This window comes from Stenotrophomonas sp. 704A1, from assembly GCF_030549525.1.
Taxonomy (GTDB): Bacteria; Pseudomonadota; Gammaproteobacteria; order Xanthomonadales; family Xanthomonadaceae; genus Stenotrophomonas; species Stenotrophomonas tuberculopleuritidis.
In genome coordinates, this window is the sequence record NZ_CP130831.1 from 618,475 (window position 1) to 635,523 (window position 17,049).

Consider the following 17,049-nt stretch of genomic DNA (forward strand, 5'->3'; position numbering starts at 1 on the left):
TGTATTGAGCGTCGCGTCGAACCTGGATGAATTTCTCCGGCCGGGGCCCGACGTAGGTAATACTACGGCGCATGTCCGCAGATGCTCACACGATCCCCACGCCCCAGGCCACCTACGCACAGCGCGTGGCCTTCGTATCCGAGATCGCCGGCCGCCTGCACAGCTACGGCACTACCGCCCAGCGTCTGGAGACGGCCGTGGTCGCGCTGGCGCGGCAGCTCGATCTGGATTGTGAACCGTGGTCGAACCCGACCGGCATCATCCTCAGTTTCAGCGACCCGGCGCAGGCCATCGGTTCCAGCGACATCACCCGGGTGATCCGCCTGGCACCGGGTGAGAACGACCTGCACAAGCTCAGCGTGGCCGACCAGATTGCCGAGGAAGTGGCCAACGGGCGCATGAGCATCGCCCAGGGCCATACCGCGCTGCGCCAGCTCGACAAGGATCCGGGCCGGCGCGGCACGCTGCGCACCATCCTCTCGTTCACCCTCGGCGCTGCGGGCGTGGCCGGCATGTGGAAGCTGCCCTGGCTGGATATCGCCACTGCCGGGGTCATCGGCCTGCTGATCGGCCTGCTCGGCATGGTCACCGACCGTCGCCCGGCCACCCGCGAGGCCGCCGAAGCGCTGGCCGCGCTGTTGGCCGGCCTGGTCGCGACCGTGGTGGCCACGTTCGTGGGTGCGCTGAACCTCAATACGGTCATCATCGCCTCGCTGGTGGTGCTGCTGCCCGGCATGTCGCTGACCAACGCGGTCAACGAGCTGGCCAGCCAGCACTGGGTGTCAGGCACCGCGCGCTTTGCCGGTGCGCTGACCACGATCATGAAGCTCAGCGTCGGCGCAATGATCGCGGTGACCCTGGCCGACGTGCTCGGTCTGGATCCGCTGATCCGTGCCTCGCGTCCACAGGGCCCGTGGGTGGAATGGGGATCGCTGCTGACCGCCGCCTTCGCCTTCGCGATGCTGTTCAAGGCCAGCCGCCGCGACTACCCGTGGGTCATCGCGGCCTCGGTGGCCGGTTATGCCATCTCCAAGTTCGGCGGGCACGCGTGGGGCGCCCCGGCCGGCATCTTCCTGTCGGCGATGCTGCTGACCGCCGGCGGCAACCTGTTCGGCCGCGTGGTCGGCCGCCCCGGCGCGATCATCCGCCTGCCCGGCATCATCATGATGGTGCCCGGCAGCACCAGCCTGCGCGGCGTGCTGACCCTGGTCCAGCAGCAGGATGTGGGCGCTGGCCAGAGCGTGTTCCTGACCGTGCTGAACGTGGTGATGGCGCTGGTGGCCGGCCTGCTGTTCGGCAACCTGCTGATGCCGGCGCGCAAGACGTTGTGACGGTATCCGGTAGCGCCGGGCCATGCCCGGCGGATCGGGAAACCCTGCATTGCGCCCGCCGGGCATGGCCCGGCGCTACCAGAAAAAAACGCCGGCTTGCGCCGGCGTTTTTCCTTCCTGCCTGATCGTGGGCCTCAGGCCTTCTTGATCAGGAAGTCTTCCGGCTTCTTGCCCTTGGCGGTCAGTTCGGCCATCCAGCGCGGCTGCTTGCCACGGCCGGTCCAGGTTTCCTTCGCATTGGCCGGATTGCGGTACTTCGGCGCAACCTTGCCGAGCTTGCGGCCGGCCGCCTTGGACGGCGCCTTGGTGGCGGTGGCGGTCTTGCGCGCGCGGGGCGCGGGGGCGCCACCGAACAGCTCCTCGATGGTGTAACCCTCGGTCTTGGCCAGCTTGCTCAGCTGGGCACGCACCTTGGTGATCGGGCGACGCTTGGCGACGATGGTCTGCTGCTTCTTGGCCGTGCGGATCAAGGCGCCCAGCTCACGTGCCGACAGGCCGGTCAGGTCGATGCTCATCAACGATTACTCCAGAAACTAATTTAGGGACAGGGACGAGCCGGTCCGTGGCGTCGCACGACAGAATAATGATGAATTAATCCCAGCACAAACCACCTATGTCACCGCCTGTCGGCGGGATGGCCCGGTTGCGACTATTTTGACCGGATTATGTCCGTTGCGAATGTTGGCCGATGCGGTGGCAGGCAAAAAAAAGACCGGGGCGGGCCCCGGTCTCGTTCGATCAGCCCTGCAGGCGCTGCAGCAGGGTGGCCTTGTCCAGGTTTTCCGCTTCGCTGGCGCGACGCGCACGGTACTCGAAGGTCCCGGCGGCCAGTCCGCGTTCGCTGACCACCACCCGGTGCGGAATGCCGATCAGCTCCATGTCGGCGAACATCGCGCCGGGGCGCAGGCCACGATCGTCCAGTGCGGCATCGAGCCCGGCATCACGCAGTTCCTGCAGCAACGCCGCGGCAGCGTCGGCCACGCCGGCGTCTCCCTTCGGATTGATCACGCACACCACCACCTGCCACGGCGCCATGGCGTCCGGCCAGATGATGCCGGCGTCGTCGTGGTTCTGTTCGATGGCTGCGGCAACCACGCGCGAAATGCCGATGCCGTAGCAGCCCATCGCCATCACCGCGGCCTTGCCGTTCTCGTCGAGCACGGTGGCATCCAGCGCCTTCGCATAGGTGCGGCCCAGCTGGAACACGTGGCCGACTTCGATGCCGCGGGCGATCTTCAGTTCGCCACCATCGCGTGCACGGTCACCGGCCTGCACGTTGCGGATGTCGGCCACTTCCGGTTCGGCCAGGTCGCGGCCCCAGTTGACGCCGGCCAGGTGGAAGCCGGCTTCGTTGGCACCCACCACGAAGTCGGACATGGCCGCCACCTCGCGGTCGGCCACCACGCGGATCGGCCTGGCCGGCGCGACCGGACCGAGGAAGCCCGGGGTGCTGCCCAGGTGCGCGGCGATTTCCGCCTCGCTGGCCAAGCGCTGTTCTTCCAGCCCGGCCACCTTGCCCAGCTTGATCTCGTTGACTTCGTGGTCGCCCCGCACCAGCGCCAGCACGAACTGCTGCGCGTCACCTTCGCCGGCCATCAGCGCGACCGACTTCACCGTGCGCTGCAGGTCGATGCCGAGCAGCGCGGCAACGTCTTCGCAGGTCTTCTGGGTCGGCGTGTCGACCTTGCGCAGGGACTCGGTGGCCGCCGCGCGCGCGGGCGGCTCGGCGGCGACCGCTGCTTCCATGTTGGCCGCGTAATCCGAACCGGTGGAGAACACCAGCGCGTCTTCGCCGGAATCGGCGATCACGTGGAACTCCTGCGAAGCGTCGCCGCCGATCGCACCGGAGTCGGCCTGCACCATGCGGAAATCCAGGCCCAGGCGGGTGAAGATGCGGCTGTAGGCCACCTTCATGTTCTCGTACTCGCGCACCAGGTCTTCGTCGTGCAGATGGAACGAGTAGGCATCCTTCATCAGGAACTCGCGCGCACGCATCACGCCGAAGCGCGGACGGATCTCGTCGCGGAACTTGGTCTGGATCTGGTAGAAGTTGACCGGCAGCTGCTTGTAGCTGGACAGCTCGCTGCGCGCGAAGTCGCAGGCCGCTTCTTCAGCGGTCGGGCTGTAGCAGAACACCTGCTCCTTGCGGTCCTTGATCTTCAGCAGCTGCGGGCCGAATTTCTGCCAGCGGCCGGTCTGCTCCCACAGTTCCTTCGGCTGGATGGTCGGAATCTGGAATTCCACGGCACCGGCGCGGTCCATTTCCTCACGCACGATGCGTTCGACCTTGCGCAGCACGCGCAGGCCCAGCGGCGACCAGGTATACAGGCCCGACGCCAGCTTGCGGATCATCCCCGCACGCAGCATCAGGCGATGGCTGGTCAGCTCGGCGTCGCTGGGGGTTTCCTTGGTGGTGTGCAGGTGGAACTGGGAGAGGCGCATCGTCGGCTTCGGATAACGGCAGAGATGCCTATTCTGCCAGCCCGGCCGGGGGGAGGGGTATCGGCAGGGCGCAGCCCTGCCGCTACCCTCACTCCGCCGGGCAATAGGCCTTGATCGCGGCCTCGGCCAACCCCTTCTGCGCGCTGCGCTGCTCCGGCGTCAACGCGGTATCGGGCTTGCCGTCGCCATCGGTGTCCTGCATCACCTTGCCGGAGCCTTCCAGCAGCGCCACGTTGGCGCGGGCCGTGCTGCACTGCTCGGGGACCGGTGCGGCCTGGTCCGCTGCGGGGGCATCCGGCACCGGTGTCCTGGCCTGGGCACGGGTCTCGTAGTGCGCCCCGGCCGGCGGCGTCTCCGAGTACTGGGTCACGCCCTTGGCGTCTTTCCACTTGTAGACCGGGCCGGCCACCGCGTTGGCACTGACCAACAGCAGCAGGCATCCCAGGCAGGACAGGGCGCGCATGGCAAACTCCGCAGAATGGGCGTAGAACGCCGATTGCAGCACTGGCGCCGAGCGCTGGCAAGTCGATTAAACTGGATTCCATGGACCCCATCACACCGCCGCCGCGCTCGCGCACGATTTACCTGCTGCCCAACCTGTTCACCACGGCCGGCCTGTTTGCCGGCTTCTACGCCATCATCGCCGCGGCCAACGGGGACTTCGTCAACGCCAGCATCGCGGTGTTCGTGGCAGCGGTGATGGACGGTCTGGATGGCCGGGTCGCGCGGCTGACCGGCACCAGCAGCGAGTTCGGCGTGCAGTACGACTCGTTGGCCGATCTGGTCAGCTTCGGCATGGCACCGGCCCTGGTGATGTACCACTGGTCGCTGTCCGAGCTGAAGTTCGATGGCGAACTGGCCGGCCGCCTCGGCTGGGCGGTGGCGTTCCTGTATGCCGCCTGCGCGGCGCTGCGCCTGGCGCGCTTCAACACCCAGGTGGCGGTGGTCGACAAGCGCTGGTTCGTCGGCCTGGCCAGCCCGGCCGCGGCGGGCCTGATGATGTCCTTCGTGTGGGCGTTCGCCGATGGCACCCTGGGCTGGAACGGCAGCGAGCTGCGCTTCGTGGCGCTGGCGGTGACCCTGGTGGCGGCGCTGCTGATGGTCAGCCGGATCCGCTTCTGGAGCTTCAAGGGCGGAGCAGCCAACGGTGCCCGGTCCGACCGCGTGCCGTTCCTGGTGCTGGCGCTGGTGCCGATTGCCATCGCCATCGCGGTGATCGATCTGCCGCGGGTACTGTTCGTGGTCGGCATACTCTATGCCCTGTCCGGCCCGGTGATGTGGGCCGTGCAGCGCCTTCGCAAGAAGCCCGAGGCCGCGTGAGCCAGGACCTGCCCGTGCTGTGGTCCCCGGCCCAGCAGGCCTGGCTGCAGGCCATGGGCTACACCGTCTATCACGATGGCCAGCTGGCCGCCGAACTGGACGCGGCACTGCAGTTGAGCGTGGCCGAGGCCGAGGCCTCGACGGCCGCCGCTGCCGCGCCGGTGCGCGAGCCACGGCAGGCGCGGGAACCGGCAGCGGAAATGCAGGCCAGGCCGGCGCCTGCGCGCGCCGCGGTGCCGGTGGCCGCACCGGATACCGTGCCAGCCGCCGCCCGTCCGGTGCCGGCCGGCACTGCCCGCGAACCGGTGGTGCGCCTGCCCGATCGGCTGCAGATCGCGCTGCTGCGTGCGTCGGGCTGCAACCCCAATGACCCGGCAACCCAGGCGCTGATGGACAGCTGGCCGTTGGACCTGCTGCGCCGCGACCCGGCCGCCAAGCGCGCGTTGTGGCCGCAGCTGCGCGCGCTGCGCAAGCGGGGCGGGCCGTGAGTGCAGTCAGCCAGCCGGGGCCCGTAGGCCTGCGCGCGCTGCGCGAGAGTGACCTCAATGCGGTCATGGCGATCGAAGTGCGTGGCTATCCGTTCCCATGGACCCGCGGCATCTTCCTCGACTGCCTGCGCGCCGGCTATCCGGGGCTGGCGATGGAGCGTGACGGCCTGCTGATCGGCTACGGCGTGCTGAGCATCGCCGCCGACGAAGCGCACGTGCTGAACATCTGTGTGGACCCGCTGGAGCAGTCGCGCGGCCTGGGCCGCCAGCTGCTGCGCGCGCTGCTCCGCCTGGCCGGCGATCGCGGGGCCCAGCGCGTGTTCCTGGAAGTACGCCCCTCCAATGCGCCGGCACTGGCGCTGTACCACAGCGAGGGCTTCAACGAGATCGGCCGCCGCCCGCGTTATTACCCGGCCGCGCAGGGGCGCGAGGATGCGCTGGTGATGGCGATCGAACTGGTGGACGGCGAACTGGACGCGATGCCGCCGCTGTAGGCAGCGTCGCGTGGCGGCGCCGTAGTGCCCGCCGCGCAGGGATCATGTCCACGCCCGGCGCGGACGGGCGGTGCTTGCCGTGTCATGGCAATGGCGTGCCGGTGATCCGCTCCGGTGGATCCCAACCCGGGCGGGCGCGCCCTGCTCAGGCCAGCCGCAACGCCAGCACGCCGCCAACGATCAAGGCCGCCGCCAGCCAGCGTGCACGCGGGATCCGCTCGCGCAGCAGCACGACCGAGATCAGCAGCGCGAACACGATGGAGGATTCGCGCAGCGCCGACACCATCGCCACCGGCACCTGGGTCATCGCCCACAGGGCCATGCCATAGGAGGCGGTGGTGCCGATGCCACCGGCCAGCCCCAGCGGCCAGTGCCGGCGCGCATACGCCAGCAGTTCACCACGGCGCCGATGCAGCGCCCACAGCGGCAGCGGAAGGCCCGACAGCAGGAACAGCCACAGCGTGTAGCTGAGCGCGTGGCCGGACTGGCGTGCGCCCTGCGCATCGACCAGGGTGTAGGTGGCGATCAGCGCTGCGGTCAGCAGGGGCAGGCGCAGCTGGCCGCCGCGCGCGCCCAGCGCCATGCACAGGATGCCCGTGCTCACCAGCAGCACGCCAAGCCACGCCGGCGCGGGAAGCCGTTCGCCGAGCAGGGCACCGGCCAGTGCCACCAGGATCGGTGCGCAGCCGCGCATCAACGGATAGGCCAGGCTCATGTCGACCTGCTGGTAGCAGCGCGCGACCAGTCCGTAGTAGGCCACCTGCAGCAGCACCGAAGCCGCCAGCCACGGCCAGCTGGAGGGGGCGGGCAGGGGCAGCCAGGGCAGGACAAGTGCAGAGAGCAGCGCGGCACTGCCGGTCACCAGCACCGTGCCGAGGAACTTGTCCGGCCCGCGTTTGACGATTGCGTTCCAGCTGGCATGCAGCGCCGCCGCGGCGAGAACCAACAGGAAGATGGACAGAGGCATCGCAGGGATGATGCCATGCGGCAGGAAAAGAAATGCCGGGCATGGCCCGGCATTTCCGTCCGCGGTAGCGCCGGGCCCTGCCCGGCGGAAGGCCCCGGTCGTTACAGCTTCGCGCGCTGTTCGCGCAGACCCGCCAGCTGCGTGTTCCAGTCGAGCAGACGCACGCGCTCCTGTTCGACCACCGCCGGCGGCACCTTGTCGGTGAACTTGGCCAGCTTGGCCTCGCTCTTTTCCTGTTCGCCTTCCACGCGCTTGATCTCCTTGTCCAGGCGCGCACGCTCGGCATCCAGATCCACCAGGCCTTCCAGCGGCACCAGCAGCTTCAGTTCGCCGACGATCGCGGCGGCGGCCGGCGGCGCGCTGTGCGCATCGGCCAGCCACTGGATGCTGTCCAGCTTCAGCAGGAACGACAGCGACGCGCTGAAGCGTTCAATGCGCACGCGGTCCTGCTCCAGTCCGGCCAGCAGGCGCAGCGGCACCAGCCTGGACGGGGCGACATTCAGTTCGCTGCGCACGCGGCGCACGGCACTGATCACCGCCTTCAGCCATTCAACGTCCGCGCCGGCCTGCGCGAAGTCGCCCTCGAACTCGGCGGCGGTCGGGTACGGGCGCAGCGACAGGGTGGTTTCGGCCAGGCCCAGGCGCGGGGCCAGCTGCTGCCACAGCTGTTCGGTGATGAATGGCGTCAACGGGTGCAGCAGGCGCAGCAGCGCTTCCAGCACGTACAGCAGCGTGTGCCGGGTGCTTTCTGCATCGGCGGCATCGGCACCGTTCAGCGCCGGCTTGCTCAGTTCCAGGAACCAGTCGCAGAACTCGTTCCAGGCGAACTCGTACAGGCACTGCGCCAGCAGGTCGAAGCGGTAGGCCGCGAAGTGACCCTGCGCTTCAGCACCGGTCGCCGCCAGGCGCGACAGGATCCAGCGCTCGGCGTCGGTGCGCGGCGTCGGCACGCCGGTGAACGCGGCACCCTCGGTGTTCATCAGGACGAAACGGCTGGCGTTCCACAGCTTGTTGCAGAAATTCTTGTAGCCCTCGGCGCGGTTCATGTCGAACTTGATGTCGCGACCGTGGGTGGCCAGCGCGGCGATGGTGAAGCGCAGCGCGTCGGCACCGTGGGCGGCGATACCGTCCGGGAACTCCTTGCGGGTGGCCTTTTCGATCTTTTCCACCATCCGCGGCTGCATCAGGCCGCCGGTACGCTTGGCCACCAGGTCGTCGATGCTGATGCCGTCGATGATGTCCAGCGGGTCAAGCACGTTGCCCTTGCTCTTGGACATCTTCTGGCCCTGGCCATCGCGGATCAGGCCGGTGAAATAGACGTCCTTGAACGGGATCTTCCCGGTCAGGTTGTCGGTGGCCATGATCATGCGTGCCACCCAGAAGAAGATGATGTCGAAGCCGGTGATCAGCACCGACGACGGCAGGTAGCGGTCGAAGCCACGCTCGGCCATGGCCTGTTCGTTCGGCCAGCCCAGGGTGGAGAACGGCCAGATCTGCGAGGAGAACCAGGTCTCCAGCACGTCGCTTTCCTGGGTCAGCAGCACGTCGCTGCCCAGCTTGTGCTTGGCCCGCACTTCGTCTTCGCTGCGGCCCACGTAGCAGTTGCCGGTGGCGGCATCGAACCACGCCGGGATGCGGTGACCCCACCACAGCTGGCGGCTGATGCACCAGTCCTGGATGTTGTTCATCCAGTGGCGGTAGGTGTTGATCCAGTTCGGCGGGACGAAGGAAATGCTTCCATCCTCCACCAGCTCCAGGCCGCGCTTGGCCAGGTCGTCCATCTTCACGAACCACTGGTCGGTCAGGTACGGCTCGATCACCTGGCCGGTGCGGTCGCCGCGCGGCACCTGCAGCTTGTGTGCCCGGGTCTCGACCAGGATGCCCAGGTCTTCCAGCTCGGCCAGCACGGCCTTGCGCGCTTCATAGCGGTCCAGGCCCTGGAAGCGCTCCGGCGCGTTGTCATTCAGCGCCGCCACCGGGCTGAACAGGTTGATCATCGGCAGGCTGTGGCGCACGCCCACCTGGTAGTCGTTGAAATCGTGCGCCGGGGTGACCTTGACCACGCCGGTGCCGAACGCGCGGTCGACATAGTCGTCGGCGATCACCGGCACGCGGCGTCCGGTCAGCGGCAGCACCACGCTCTTGCCGATCAGGTGCGCATAGCGCTCGTCGTCCGGGTGCACCATCACCGCGGTATCACCCAGCAGGGTCTCCGGGCGGGTGGTGGCGACGACCAGGTAATCGCGGGTTTCGCGCAGGGTTTCCACGCCGTCGGCATCGCGCTCGACGTGTTCGTAGCTCAGGCCGTCATCCAGCGTGTAGGCGATCGACCACAGGAAGCCGTCTTCCTCGGCGCTTTCCACTTCCAGGTCGGAAATGGCGGTCTTCAGCACCGGATCCCAGTTGACCAGGCGCTGGCCGCGGTAGATCAGGCCCTGCTCGTGCCAGCGCACGAACGCTTCGATCACCGCTTCGGACGGCTGCGGGTCCATGGTGAAGGTGCTGCGCGACCAGTCGGCGGACGTGCCGAGGCGGCGCATCTGGCGCTCGATGATGTCGCCGGACTGCTGCTTCCACTCCCAGACCTTGCCGATGAAGCCCTCGCGGCCCAGCGAATCGCGGGTCTCGCCCTTGCCTTCCAGCGCCAGGTTGCGGCTGACCACCATTTCGGTGGCGATGCCGGCGTGGTCGGTACCGACCTGCCACAGCGTGTCGTAGCCGCGCATGCGGTGGTAGCGCACCAGCGCATCCATCAGGGTCTGCTGGAAGGCGTGGCCCATATGCAGGGTGCCGGTCACGTTCGGTGGCGGCAGCAGGATGGTGTACGGCTCGCCCTGGCCGGACGGCTTGAAGTGGCCGGCCTTCTCCCAGGCCTCGTAGAGGTCGGTCTCGAAGGACGTCGGGTCGTAGCTGGAGGCGAGTTGGGTCATGCAGGGGAACCGGTAATCAAGGCGGGGAGGGGAGATCAGCGCGGCCCGAGGGCGCGCCGGATCTTCTGGTCGGTGTGGTACTGGCTGACGGCATAGGCGGCCCAGATCGCCGCGGGCAGCCAGCCGATCAGGGTGATCTGCAGGATCAGGCAGACGATGCCGGCAAACGGCCGGCCAATGGTGAAGAAGGACAACCAGGGAAGAATCAGGGCGATCAGCAGGCGCATCAAGGGGACCTCGGAGAGGGCAGGTTACATGTCGTGCTTGTTCAGGTCGTAACCGGCGGTCTTGTACTGGCGCCAGCGTTCCCGCAGCGGCTCGCGCGCTTCCGGATCGGCCGGGACCACTTCCAGCACGCGCTCGCACTGGCCCAGCCAGGGTTCGTCACGCAGGTTGATCACCAGCGGACGCATCGGCGCCTCGTCCCCGGGAATGGAGATCAGCACCACGGCCTCTTCCTCGTCCACGTCCTCGCCGACGATCTGGTGCGGGATGTAGGCATCCTCGTCGAACGACCAGAGCAGTTCGTCCAGCGCTTCGGCCTGGGCCTGGTCACGGGCCAGCACCAGGGCGGGCAGCCCGGCATCATTGGCCTTGCGCGCCAGTTCGCAGACCAGGCGCAGCGGCTCGGTCAGGAATCGGGGCTTGGCGATCAGGTAGAAATCAGCACGGGGCATGGCAGGGTCCGGGTCGGGCAGGGGCCCGGCATGCCGGGCGGAGGCAGGCCGGAGGATGCCCCGGCCGGCGGGCGCCGGCCAGGGGCAGGTACGGCATCAGGCGCGGGCGACCTGGTCCAGCAGCCACTGGCTCAGCAGGCCGACCGGGCGGCCGGTGGCCATGCCGCGCTTGCCTTCGTCGCTGGCCACGCCGGCGATGTCCAGGTGCGCCCAGCGCTGGCCCTCGGCAAAGCGCGACAAGAAGCAGCCGGCGGTGATCGCACCGGCCCAGCGGCCGCCGATGTTGTAGACGTCGGCGAAGCTGGAATCCAGCATCGGCTGGTACTCGTCCCACAGCGGCAGGCGCCAGGCGCGGTCGAACACCTGCTCGCCGGCGGCCAGCAGTTCGTTGGCCAGGTCGTCGTGCTTGCTCATCAGGCCGGCGGTCTGGTGGCCCAGGGCGACCATGCAGGCGCCGGTCAGGGTGGCCACGTCGACCAGGGCCTGCGGCTCGAAACGCTGCGCGTAGGTCAGCGCGTCGCACAGGATCAGGCGGCCTTCGGCGTCGGTGTTGCCCACTTCGATGGTCTTGCCCGACATCGAGGTGATCACGTCGGACGGACGGTAGGCGTTGCCGTCGATGGCGTTCTCCACGGCCGGCACCACCACCACCAGGTTCAGCGGCAGCCTGGCCTTGACCGCGGCGACGAAGGTGCCGATGACGTTGGCGCCACCGCACATGTCGTACTTCATTTCCTCGATGCCGCCCTGGGTCTTCAGGTTGACGCCACCGGTATCGAAGGTGATGCCCTTGCCGACCAGCACGTACGGCTTGGCGTCGGCGGCACCGGTCCACTTCAGCACCACCAGGCGCGGGCGGTTGGCCGAACCGCGGGCCACGGCCAGCAGCGAGCCCATGCCCAGCGCTTCCATCTGGGTCTCGTCGAGGATCTCGGCCTCGGCACCGTCGTGCTCGTTGGCGAACGTCACGCCGACCTCGGCCAGGTAGGCCGGGGTGCAGTAGTTCGGCGGCAGGTTGCCCAGTTCGCGGGCGAACTCCACACCGGCGGCGATGGCCTGGCCCTGGGCCAGGGCCTGGGCGTCGTCACCGGCGATGGCCAGCTGCGCCAGGCCGGCATCGTCGGCCTTCTTCCTGCCCAGCGTGGCGGTATAGCGGTACGCGGCGTGATCGGCGGCAATCACCGCCTGGCGGATCGCCCAGGCCGCATCGCGGTCCTTCACGGCCACCTCGGTCAGGGTGAACAGCGCGCTGCGGGCGGCGCCGGTCTTCAGCGCGCGCACTGCGTCGCCCACCGCCTTGAGATACTGCGGCACACCGAAGCGGGCGGCATCGCCCAGGCCGACCACCAGCACGCGCGGGGCGGTCACGCCCGGCAGGTCGTGCAGCAGGGTGGTGGCGCCGGTCTTGCCGGACAGGTCGCCGCGCTGGGCCAGCGCCGCCAGGCGGCCACCGCTGGCGGTGTCCAGTGCCTGTGCGGCGGGAGTCAGGGTATGGTCGGCATAGGCGCCGACCACCAGGCAATCAACGGTGGCCGTTGCTGCGGCGAGGTGGTTCAGGGTGAATTCGAGAGCCATTGAGCAGATTCCATTGGCAAGTCCGTACAATCGCGGACCGTTTACGCCCAGACGCTAGACTGGGCGGCACCGCGAACGAACCTGAGAGTTTAAACCACCGCCCCATGTTGAAGCTCGACCGCTATCTATTGGGCGATTTCGTCCAGAGTTTCCTGGCTACCCTGATCGTCCTGCTGGTGGTCAGCGTGGGCGGCGTGCTGGTGGACATCCTCGGCAACATCGCCGATGGGCGGCTGCCGGCCAAGCTGCTGTTCTCGCAGCTGGGCCTGCAGTTCATCGTCTACATGCCGCTGATCCTGCCGCTGGCGCTCATGCTGGGGCTGCTGCTGGCCGTGGCCCGGCTGTACCGCGACTCGGAAATGGCGGTCATCACCGCCATCGGCGTCGGCCCGCGGCGCCTGCTCAAGCCCCTGCTGCTGCTGGTGCTGCCGGTGGTGGCGGTGGTCGGGGCCTGCTCGCTGTGGCTGGGGCCCTGGGCCGGGCGTACCGCAGAGCAGATGATCCAGGATGCCAACCGCAGCGTGCTGATGGCCGGCCTGGAGCCGGGCCGGTTCACCCCGCTGCCCAATGGTGGCGTGGTGTATGTCGCCTCGATTTCGCCCGACGGCAGCCAGCTGGGCCGGGTGTTCCTGCAGCGCCAGAAGGAGGACCGCCTGGAAGTGGTGTCCGCCGCCAGTGGCCGCATGTACTTCGAAGGGGCGCGCCAGCGCTTCCTCGAGCTGGATGACGGCCACCAGCTGGAGGGCCCGGCGGCCGGCGCGCTCGACTACCGCCTGGCCACCTTCGCCCGCAACGACGTGGCGCTGCCCGACGGCACGCAGGCGCGGGACGGCGATGATCCCGAACTGATGCCGACCACGGCGCTGTTCGGCGATCCGCGTCCGCAGGCCCAGGCGCAGCTGCACCGTCGCCTGGCGCCGCCGCTGATCGCGCTGGCCTTTGCCCTGCTGACCGTGCCGCTGGGACGCAGCTCGCCGCGCCAGCAGCGCTACGGGCGGATGATGCTGGCGCTGCTGGCCTACATGGTCGGCACCAACCTGATGTTCATCGGCAGTGGCTGGATCGCCAACGGGCAGATTCCGCCGGCGCTGGGCCTGTGGTGGCTGACCGTGCCGCTGCTGGCCCTGGCGATCTGGATGTATGCGCGCGATGGCCGCATGCCCCGCCCGAAGGGAGCCCGCGCATGAAGCTGCGACCGATGCGTTTCGATCTGTACCTGGGCCGGGCGGTGTTCGGCACGGTGTTGCTGACCTGGGCGGTGCTGGTCGGCCTGGACGTGCTGATGGCGTTCTCGGGAGAGTTCAAGGACATCGGCAAGAACGGCTACTCGCTGGGCCATGCCGCCGCCTGGGTGCTGTACACGGTGCCGCGCCGGGCCTACACGATGTTCCCGACGGCGGCAGTGATCGGCGCGCTGATGGGGCTGGGGCAGCTGGCCGCCACCTCCGAACTGACCGCGCTGCGCGCGCTGGGCCTGTCGCGCAAGCGCCTGAGCGTGTCGGTGGCGATCGCACTGTCGCTGCTGACCGGCCTGATGGTGCTCAGCGCCGAGACGCTGGGGCCGTGGGGCCAGAACCGCGCGGACTCGCTGAAGATGAGTGCCAAGTGGGGCACCGACATCGCGGTGGCGCGCTATTCCGGGCTGTGGGCGCGCGAGGGCGACACCTTCCTCAACGCACAGAGTGGCGAGGAGCAACTGGTGGGCGACAAGGGCACGCGGCTGGTGCTGCGTGACGTGCGCCTCTACCAGCTGGACGCGCAGGGCCGGGTCGGCACCCTGACCCACGCGGCCACCGCCGAGCATGACAAGGCGGGCTGGGTGCTGACCGGCGTGCGCCGCGATACGTTCGGTGAGCGCTCGGCCACGCGCCAGGAAGTGGCGCGCGAGCCCTGGAATTCCAAGCTCGACGCCGGCGCACTGGCCACCGGCATCGCCAAGCCGCGCAACCTCAGCGTGTCCGAGTTGAGCACCAGCATTGCCTATCGCGAGCGCAACGGGCTGGACGCGCGCGATTACGAGGACGTGTACTGGAGCCGCTGGTTCTATCCGTTGAACGTGCTGGCGCTGTGCCTGGCGGCGGTACCGTTCGCGTTCGGTTCGCTGCGCAGCGGCGGCATGGGCAAGCGCCTGTTCCTGGGCATCCTGTTCGCGCTGGCGTTCTGGCTGCTGCAGCTGTTCTTCGGGCGCATGGCCGGTGCACTGAAATTTGACTACCGCATCGCCTACGCGCTGCCGCCGATCGTGATGCTGGCCGTTTCCGGATTGCTGTTCCGGCGCAAGTCGGGCTGATTCCGGTAGCGCCGGGCCATGCCTGGCGGAGGTTTTCGGCAATCCGCGTGCGCCGGGCCATGCCCGGCGCTGCCAGCGCAGTTCAGCGCTTGGGCATGCGCACCAGCCGGGTGCCGCTGGCACGGTCGTGCCAGGTCAGGCGCTGGCGATCCAGCAGCGCCCACCAGAACCCCAGCCCGCCCAGCAGCAGCGACAGCGTCGCCACCGCGAAGCGCTGCCACAGCTGGGCGCGCCGCAGGGGGGTTCCGTCGCGGGATTCCAGCTTCAACCGCCACGGCCGCATGCCCAGCGTCTGCCCGCCGCGGCGCCAGCTGGCCGTGGCGTAGGCCCCGGTCAGTACCCAGCACAGCGCCCACAACAGCCATTGCCAGGCACTGAAGGGGGCGATGTTCTCGCGCTGTGCATGGCCGCTGAAGGTATAGGCCACGGTGAACAGGGTGCCGGCCAGCATCCACAGCGCCATGACCGGCAGCGCGTCGTAGACCATCGCCAGCACGCGCCACAGCAGCAGTGCACGTGGGCGGGGCGTTTCGGCAGCGGCGTGGGCCGCATCGGTGGCGGGGCTGGACATGCGCCGAGCATACGCAATGCTGGCCGTGCCCGCAGTGGGCCTCGTATCCTGCAGCCATGGCCGTCATTTCCACTCCAGCGCAACGCCGCGAACTGATACAGCAGCTGCCCGGGCTGCGTGCCGACGACAGCGCCCGCATCCAGCGCTTCCTCGATGCGATCTGGGCCGAGAACGGCCTGGCGCGTGCCACGCTGGACAGCTACCGGCGCGACCTGGAGGGCCTGGCACGCTGGCTGGATGGCCGTGAGGGCGGGCTGGCCGGCGTCGAACGCGCCGGCCTGTTCGACTACCTGGGCTGGCGCACCCGACACAACTGGTCGCCACGCAGCAACGCCCGCCTGTTGTCGGCGCTGCGCGCGTTCTTCGCCGATGCGGTGCGCCGCGGCGAACGCAGCGAAGATCCCAGTGCGCTGCTGGAACCACCGAAACTGCCGCGGCTGCTGCCCAAGGCGCTGGCCGAGAGCCAGATCGATGCCTTGTTGGCGGCACCGGACGTGGATACCCCGCTCGGCCTGCGCGACCGCGCCATGCTCGAACTCATGTATGCCGCCGGCCTGCGCGTGAGTGAACTGGTGCTGTTGCCCGCCACCGCGGTGAATCTGCGCCAGGGGGTGCTGCGGGTCACCGGCAAGGGCAGCAAGGAGCGCCTGGTGCCGCTGGGTGAGGAGTCGCAGCATTGGCTGGAGCGCTACCTGCAGCAGTCGCGCCCGCAGCTGGTGGGCAAGGGCCAGGTGCAGGCCCTGGCCGACGGGCAGACGCCGCTGTTCGTCGAGCCGGCCCTGCATGCCCTGACCCGCCAGGCGTTCTGGCATCTGGTCAAGCGCCATGCGCAGGTGGCCGGCATCGATCCGGTGCGGATCAGCCCGCATGGCCTGCGCCACAGTTTCGCCACCCATCTGCTGAACCGGGGCGCCGACCTGCGTGCGCTGCAGATGCTGCTGGGGCACAGCTCGCTGTCGACCACGCAGATCTATACGCTGGTGGCGCGCGAGCATCTGCAGAAGCTGCACGCGCGGCACCATCCACGCGGCTGAACCTGCCGGCGTATCGTGTGCGCGGGATCGCGGTCCGCTCAGGGTGCCTGTGTCAGAATCGCGGGTCTTCTTCTGCTGCGGACTGCGCCATGCTCCGATTCGCCATCGCCGCCGTGTTCGGCGCGCTCAGCCTGACCGCCTGCGCCGAGCCGGCCCCGCCTGCAGCCAAGCTGCCCGCGGCAGCACCGGCCAAGCCCGCTGTAGCGGCCAACGGCACGGCCGAGCAGGCGGTGCGCAAGGCCCTGGCCGAGCTCAACCCGGGCTTCCAGGTGGATTACATCGGTGCTGCGCCGTTCCCGGGTTTCCGCGAAGTGGTCGTCTCCGGCCAGCTGCTGTACGTCTCCGACGACGGCCGCTACCTGTTCCAGGCCCAGCCGTACGACATCCGCGCCAAGGGCCCGGCCAACAGTGACGGCCTGCTCGGTTACCGGCGCGACCTGCTGGCCAAGGCCAACCATGGCGACCGCATCGTGTTCGCGGCACCCAATGCCAAGTACACCATCAGTGTCTTCACCGACATCGAGTGTGGCTACTGCCGCAAGCTGCACCAGGACATCGCCGAGTTGAACCGCAACGGCATCTCCGTCGAGTACCTGGCGTTCCCGCGCATGGGACTGGGCAGCAAGGACTACACCGACATGATTTCGGTCTGGTGTGCGGCTGATCGCCGCCAGGCGCTGACCAGCGCAAAGCGCGGTGGCACGGTGGCCGCAAAGAACTGCACCAACCCGGTGGCGATGCAGTACGCGCTGGGCCAGCAGCTGGGCGTGAACGGAACGCCGGCAATCTTCGCACCTGACGGCACCCAGCTGGGCGGCTACCTGCCGCCGGCGCAGTTGCGTGCCGCGCTGGAAAAGCTGTCGGCCAAGCGCTGATCAGAACACCGCCGGGCATGGCCCGGCGCTACCGTGGATTGGCGGGTAGCGCCGG

At 68.7% G+C, this 17,049-nt stretch carries 17 protein-coding genes; 8 read left to right on the top strand and 9 right to left on the bottom strand.

Annotated elements, in window-relative coordinates; genetic code table 11:
- The first annotated feature begins 71 nt into the window (after nt 1–71).
- Complete coding sequence (locus Q5Z10_RS02830) at nt 72–1,331, top strand: threonine/serine exporter family protein (protein WP_303637838.1); 1,260 nt, start codon at nt 72–74, stop codon at nt 1,329–1,331.
- Nucleotides 1,332–1,465: 134 nt separating this feature from the next.
- Here the strand turns inward: Q5Z10_RS02830 and Q5Z10_RS02835 are convergent, their stop codons facing one another.
- The 3 genes from Q5Z10_RS02835 to Q5Z10_RS02845 all read right to left on the bottom strand — a co-directional run bounded on the left by Q5Z10_RS02835 (nt 1,466) and on the right by Q5Z10_RS02845 (nt 4,236).
- The gene (locus tag Q5Z10_RS02835; protein ID WP_303637839.1) at nt 1,466–1,846 is read right to left on the bottom strand and encodes an H-NS histone family protein; all 381 of its coding nucleotides are present in this window, start codon (nt 1,844–1,846) and stop codon (nt 1,466–1,468) included.
- 223 nt (nt 1,847–2,069) lie between these two features.
- The gene (locus Q5Z10_RS02840) at nt 2,070–3,773 is read right to left on the bottom strand and encodes a proline--tRNA ligase (protein WP_303637840.1); all 1,704 of its coding nucleotides are present in this window, start codon (nt 3,771–3,773) and stop codon (nt 2,070–2,072) included.
- Nucleotides 3,774–3,861: 88 nt separating this feature from the next.
- Nucleotides 3,862–4,236, bottom strand: a complete 375-nt coding sequence (locus Q5Z10_RS02845; protein WP_303637841.1) for a DUF4124 domain-containing protein — start codon at nt 4,234–4,236, stop codon at nt 3,862–3,864.
- Nucleotides 4,237–4,316: 80 nt separating this feature from the next.
- Here Q5Z10_RS02845 and pssA point away from each other — a divergent pair, with 80 nt between their 5' ends.
- Genes pssA through rimI form a run of 3 tightly spaced genes read left to right on the top strand, consistent with a single transcriptional unit; the run spans nt 4,317 to nt 6,075 of the window.
- Nucleotides 4,317–5,093 (top strand): CDP-diacylglycerol--serine O-phosphatidyltransferase, encoded by a 777-nt coding sequence (gene pssA / locus Q5Z10_RS02850; RefSeq protein ID WP_303637842.1) that lies wholly within the window; start codon nt 4,317–4,319, stop codon nt 5,091–5,093.
- Entirely contained in the window at nt 5,090–5,581 is a 492-nt protein-coding gene (locus tag Q5Z10_RS02855) for a hypothetical protein (protein WP_303637843.1), read from the top strand. Before pssA ends, Q5Z10_RS02855 begins: the two co-directional genes overlap by 4 nt.
- The gene (gene rimI, locus Q5Z10_RS02860) at nt 5,578–6,075 is read left to right on the top strand and encodes a ribosomal protein S18-alanine N-acetyltransferase (RefSeq protein ID WP_303637844.1); all 498 of its coding nucleotides are present in this window, start codon (nt 5,578–5,580) and stop codon (nt 6,073–6,075) included. Before Q5Z10_RS02855 ends, rimI begins: the two co-directional genes overlap by 4 nt.
- 145 nt (nt 6,076–6,220) lie before the next feature.
- On the opposite strand, the gene Q5Z10_RS02865 is transcribed toward rimI, so the two are convergent.
- The 5 genes from Q5Z10_RS02865 to Q5Z10_RS02885 form a co-directional block, all read right to left on the bottom strand.
- On the bottom strand, nt 6,221–7,042 hold the full coding sequence (locus Q5Z10_RS02865; RefSeq protein WP_303637845.1) for an EamA family transporter: 822 nt from the start codon (nt 7,040–7,042) through the stop codon (nt 6,221–6,223).
- A 101-nt stretch (nt 7,043–7,143) separates the two neighbouring features.
- Nucleotides 7,144–9,972, bottom strand: a complete 2,829-nt coding sequence (locus Q5Z10_RS02870; protein WP_303637846.1) for a valine--tRNA ligase — start codon at nt 9,970–9,972, stop codon at nt 7,144–7,146.
- 35 nt (nt 9,973–10,007) lie between these two features.
- The gene (locus tag Q5Z10_RS02875; RefSeq protein WP_012510005.1) at nt 10,008–10,199 is read right to left on the bottom strand and encodes a YqaE/Pmp3 family membrane protein; all 192 of its coding nucleotides are present in this window, start codon (nt 10,197–10,199) and stop codon (nt 10,008–10,010) included.
- Nucleotides 10,200–10,223: 24 nt separating this feature from the next.
- The gene (locus Q5Z10_RS02880; RefSeq protein ID WP_303637847.1) at nt 10,224–10,649 is read right to left on the bottom strand and encodes a DNA polymerase III subunit chi; all 426 of its coding nucleotides are present in this window, start codon (nt 10,647–10,649) and stop codon (nt 10,224–10,226) included.
- A gap of 96 nt (nt 10,650–10,745) precedes the next feature.
- Entirely contained in the window at nt 10,746–12,224 is a 1,479-nt protein-coding gene (locus Q5Z10_RS02885; protein WP_303637848.1) for a leucyl aminopeptidase, read from the bottom strand.
- Between the two features lie 104 nt (nt 12,225–12,328).
- On the opposite strand from Q5Z10_RS02885, the gene lptF reads away from it, so the two are divergent.
- Both lptF and lptG read left to right on the top strand, forming a co-directional pair.
- Nucleotides 12,329–13,411 carry an LPS export ABC transporter permease LptF gene (gene lptF, locus Q5Z10_RS02890; RefSeq protein ID WP_303637849.1) on the top strand — a complete coding sequence of 361 codons (1,083 nt, stop codon included), beginning with the start codon at nt 12,329–12,331 and terminating at the stop codon, nt 13,409–13,411.
- A complete protein-coding gene (gene lptG, locus Q5Z10_RS02895; protein WP_303637850.1) occupies nt 13,408–14,514 on the top strand; it encodes an LPS export ABC transporter permease LptG in 1,107 nt (368 codons plus the stop codon). The genes lptF and lptG overlap by 4 nt, the downstream gene beginning before the upstream one ends.
- Before the next feature lie 82 nt (nt 14,515–14,596).
- On the opposite strand, the gene Q5Z10_RS02900 is transcribed toward lptG, so the two are convergent.
- Nucleotides 14,597–15,085, bottom strand: coding sequence for an RDD family protein (locus Q5Z10_RS02900; RefSeq protein ID WP_303637851.1), 489 nt, complete (start codon nt 15,083–15,085; stop codon nt 14,597–14,599).
- 56 nt (nt 15,086–15,141) lie between these two features.
- Between Q5Z10_RS02900 and xerD the strand changes: the two genes are divergently transcribed.
- Together xerD and Q5Z10_RS02910 are read left to right on the top strand one after the other, a co-directional pair.
- Nucleotides 15,142–16,119: a site-specific tyrosine recombinase XerD gene (xerD, locus tag Q5Z10_RS02905; protein WP_303637852.1), complete on the top strand. Its 978-nt coding sequence runs from the start codon at nt 15,142–15,144 to the stop codon at nt 16,117–16,119.
- 89 nt (nt 16,120–16,208) lie between these two features.
- On the top strand, nt 16,209–16,994 hold the full coding sequence (locus Q5Z10_RS02910) for a thioredoxin fold domain-containing protein (RefSeq protein WP_303637853.1): 786 nt from the start codon (nt 16,209–16,211) through the stop codon (nt 16,992–16,994).
- Nucleotides 16,995–17,049 lie beyond the last annotated feature (55 nt).

Bases quoted from the DNA above. Each gene is read 5' to 3' on its own strand.
- Q5Z10_RS02830 (WP_303637838.1), top strand. From the start codon at position 72: ATGTCCGCAGATGCTCACACGATCCCCACGCCCCAGGCCACCTACGCA.
- Q5Z10_RS02835 (WP_303637839.1), bottom strand. From the start codon at position 1,846: ATGAGCATCGACCTGACCGGCCTGTCGGCACGTGAGCTGGGCGCCTTG.
- Q5Z10_RS02840 (WP_303637840.1), bottom strand. From the start codon at position 3,773: ATGCGCCTCTCCCAGTTCCACCTGCACACCACCAAGGAAACCCCCAGC.
- Q5Z10_RS02845 (WP_303637841.1), bottom strand. From the start codon at position 4,236: ATGCGCGCCCTGTCCTGCCTGGGATGCCTGCTGCTGTTGGTCAGTGCC.
- pssA (WP_303637842.1), top strand. From the start codon at position 4,317: ATGGACCCCATCACACCGCCGCCGCGCTCGCGCACGATTTACCTGCTG.
- Q5Z10_RS02865 (WP_303637845.1), bottom strand. From the start codon at position 7,042: ATGCCTCTGTCCATCTTCCTGTTGGTTCTCGCCGCGGCGGCGCTGCAT.
- Q5Z10_RS02870 (WP_303637846.1), bottom strand. From the start codon at position 9,972: ATGACCCAACTCGCCTCCAGCTACGACCCGACGTCCTTCGAGACCGAC.
- Q5Z10_RS02875 (WP_012510005.1), bottom strand. From the start codon at position 10,199: ATGCGCCTGCTGATCGCCCTGATTCTTCCCTGGTTGTCCTTCTTCACC.
- Q5Z10_RS02880 (WP_303637847.1), bottom strand. From the start codon at position 10,649: ATGCCCCGTGCTGATTTCTACCTGATCGCCAAGCCCCGATTCCTGACC.
- Q5Z10_RS02885 (WP_303637848.1), bottom strand. From the start codon at position 12,224: ATGGCTCTCGAATTCACCCTGAACCACCTCGCCGCAGCAACGGCCACC.
- lptF (WP_303637849.1), top strand. From the start codon at position 12,329: ATGTTGAAGCTCGACCGCTATCTATTGGGCGATTTCGTCCAGAGTTTC.
- lptG (WP_303637850.1), top strand. From the start codon at position 13,408: ATGAAGCTGCGACCGATGCGTTTCGATCTGTACCTGGGCCGGGCGGTG.
- Q5Z10_RS02900 (WP_303637851.1), bottom strand. From the start codon at position 15,085: ATGTCCAGCCCCGCCACCGATGCGGCCCACGCCGCTGCCGAAACGCCC.
- xerD (WP_303637852.1), top strand. From the start codon at position 15,142: ATGGCCGTCATTTCCACTCCAGCGCAACGCCGCGAACTGATACAGCAG.
- Q5Z10_RS02910 (WP_303637853.1), top strand. From the start codon at position 16,209: ATGCTCCGATTCGCCATCGCCGCCGTGTTCGGCGCGCTCAGCCTGACC.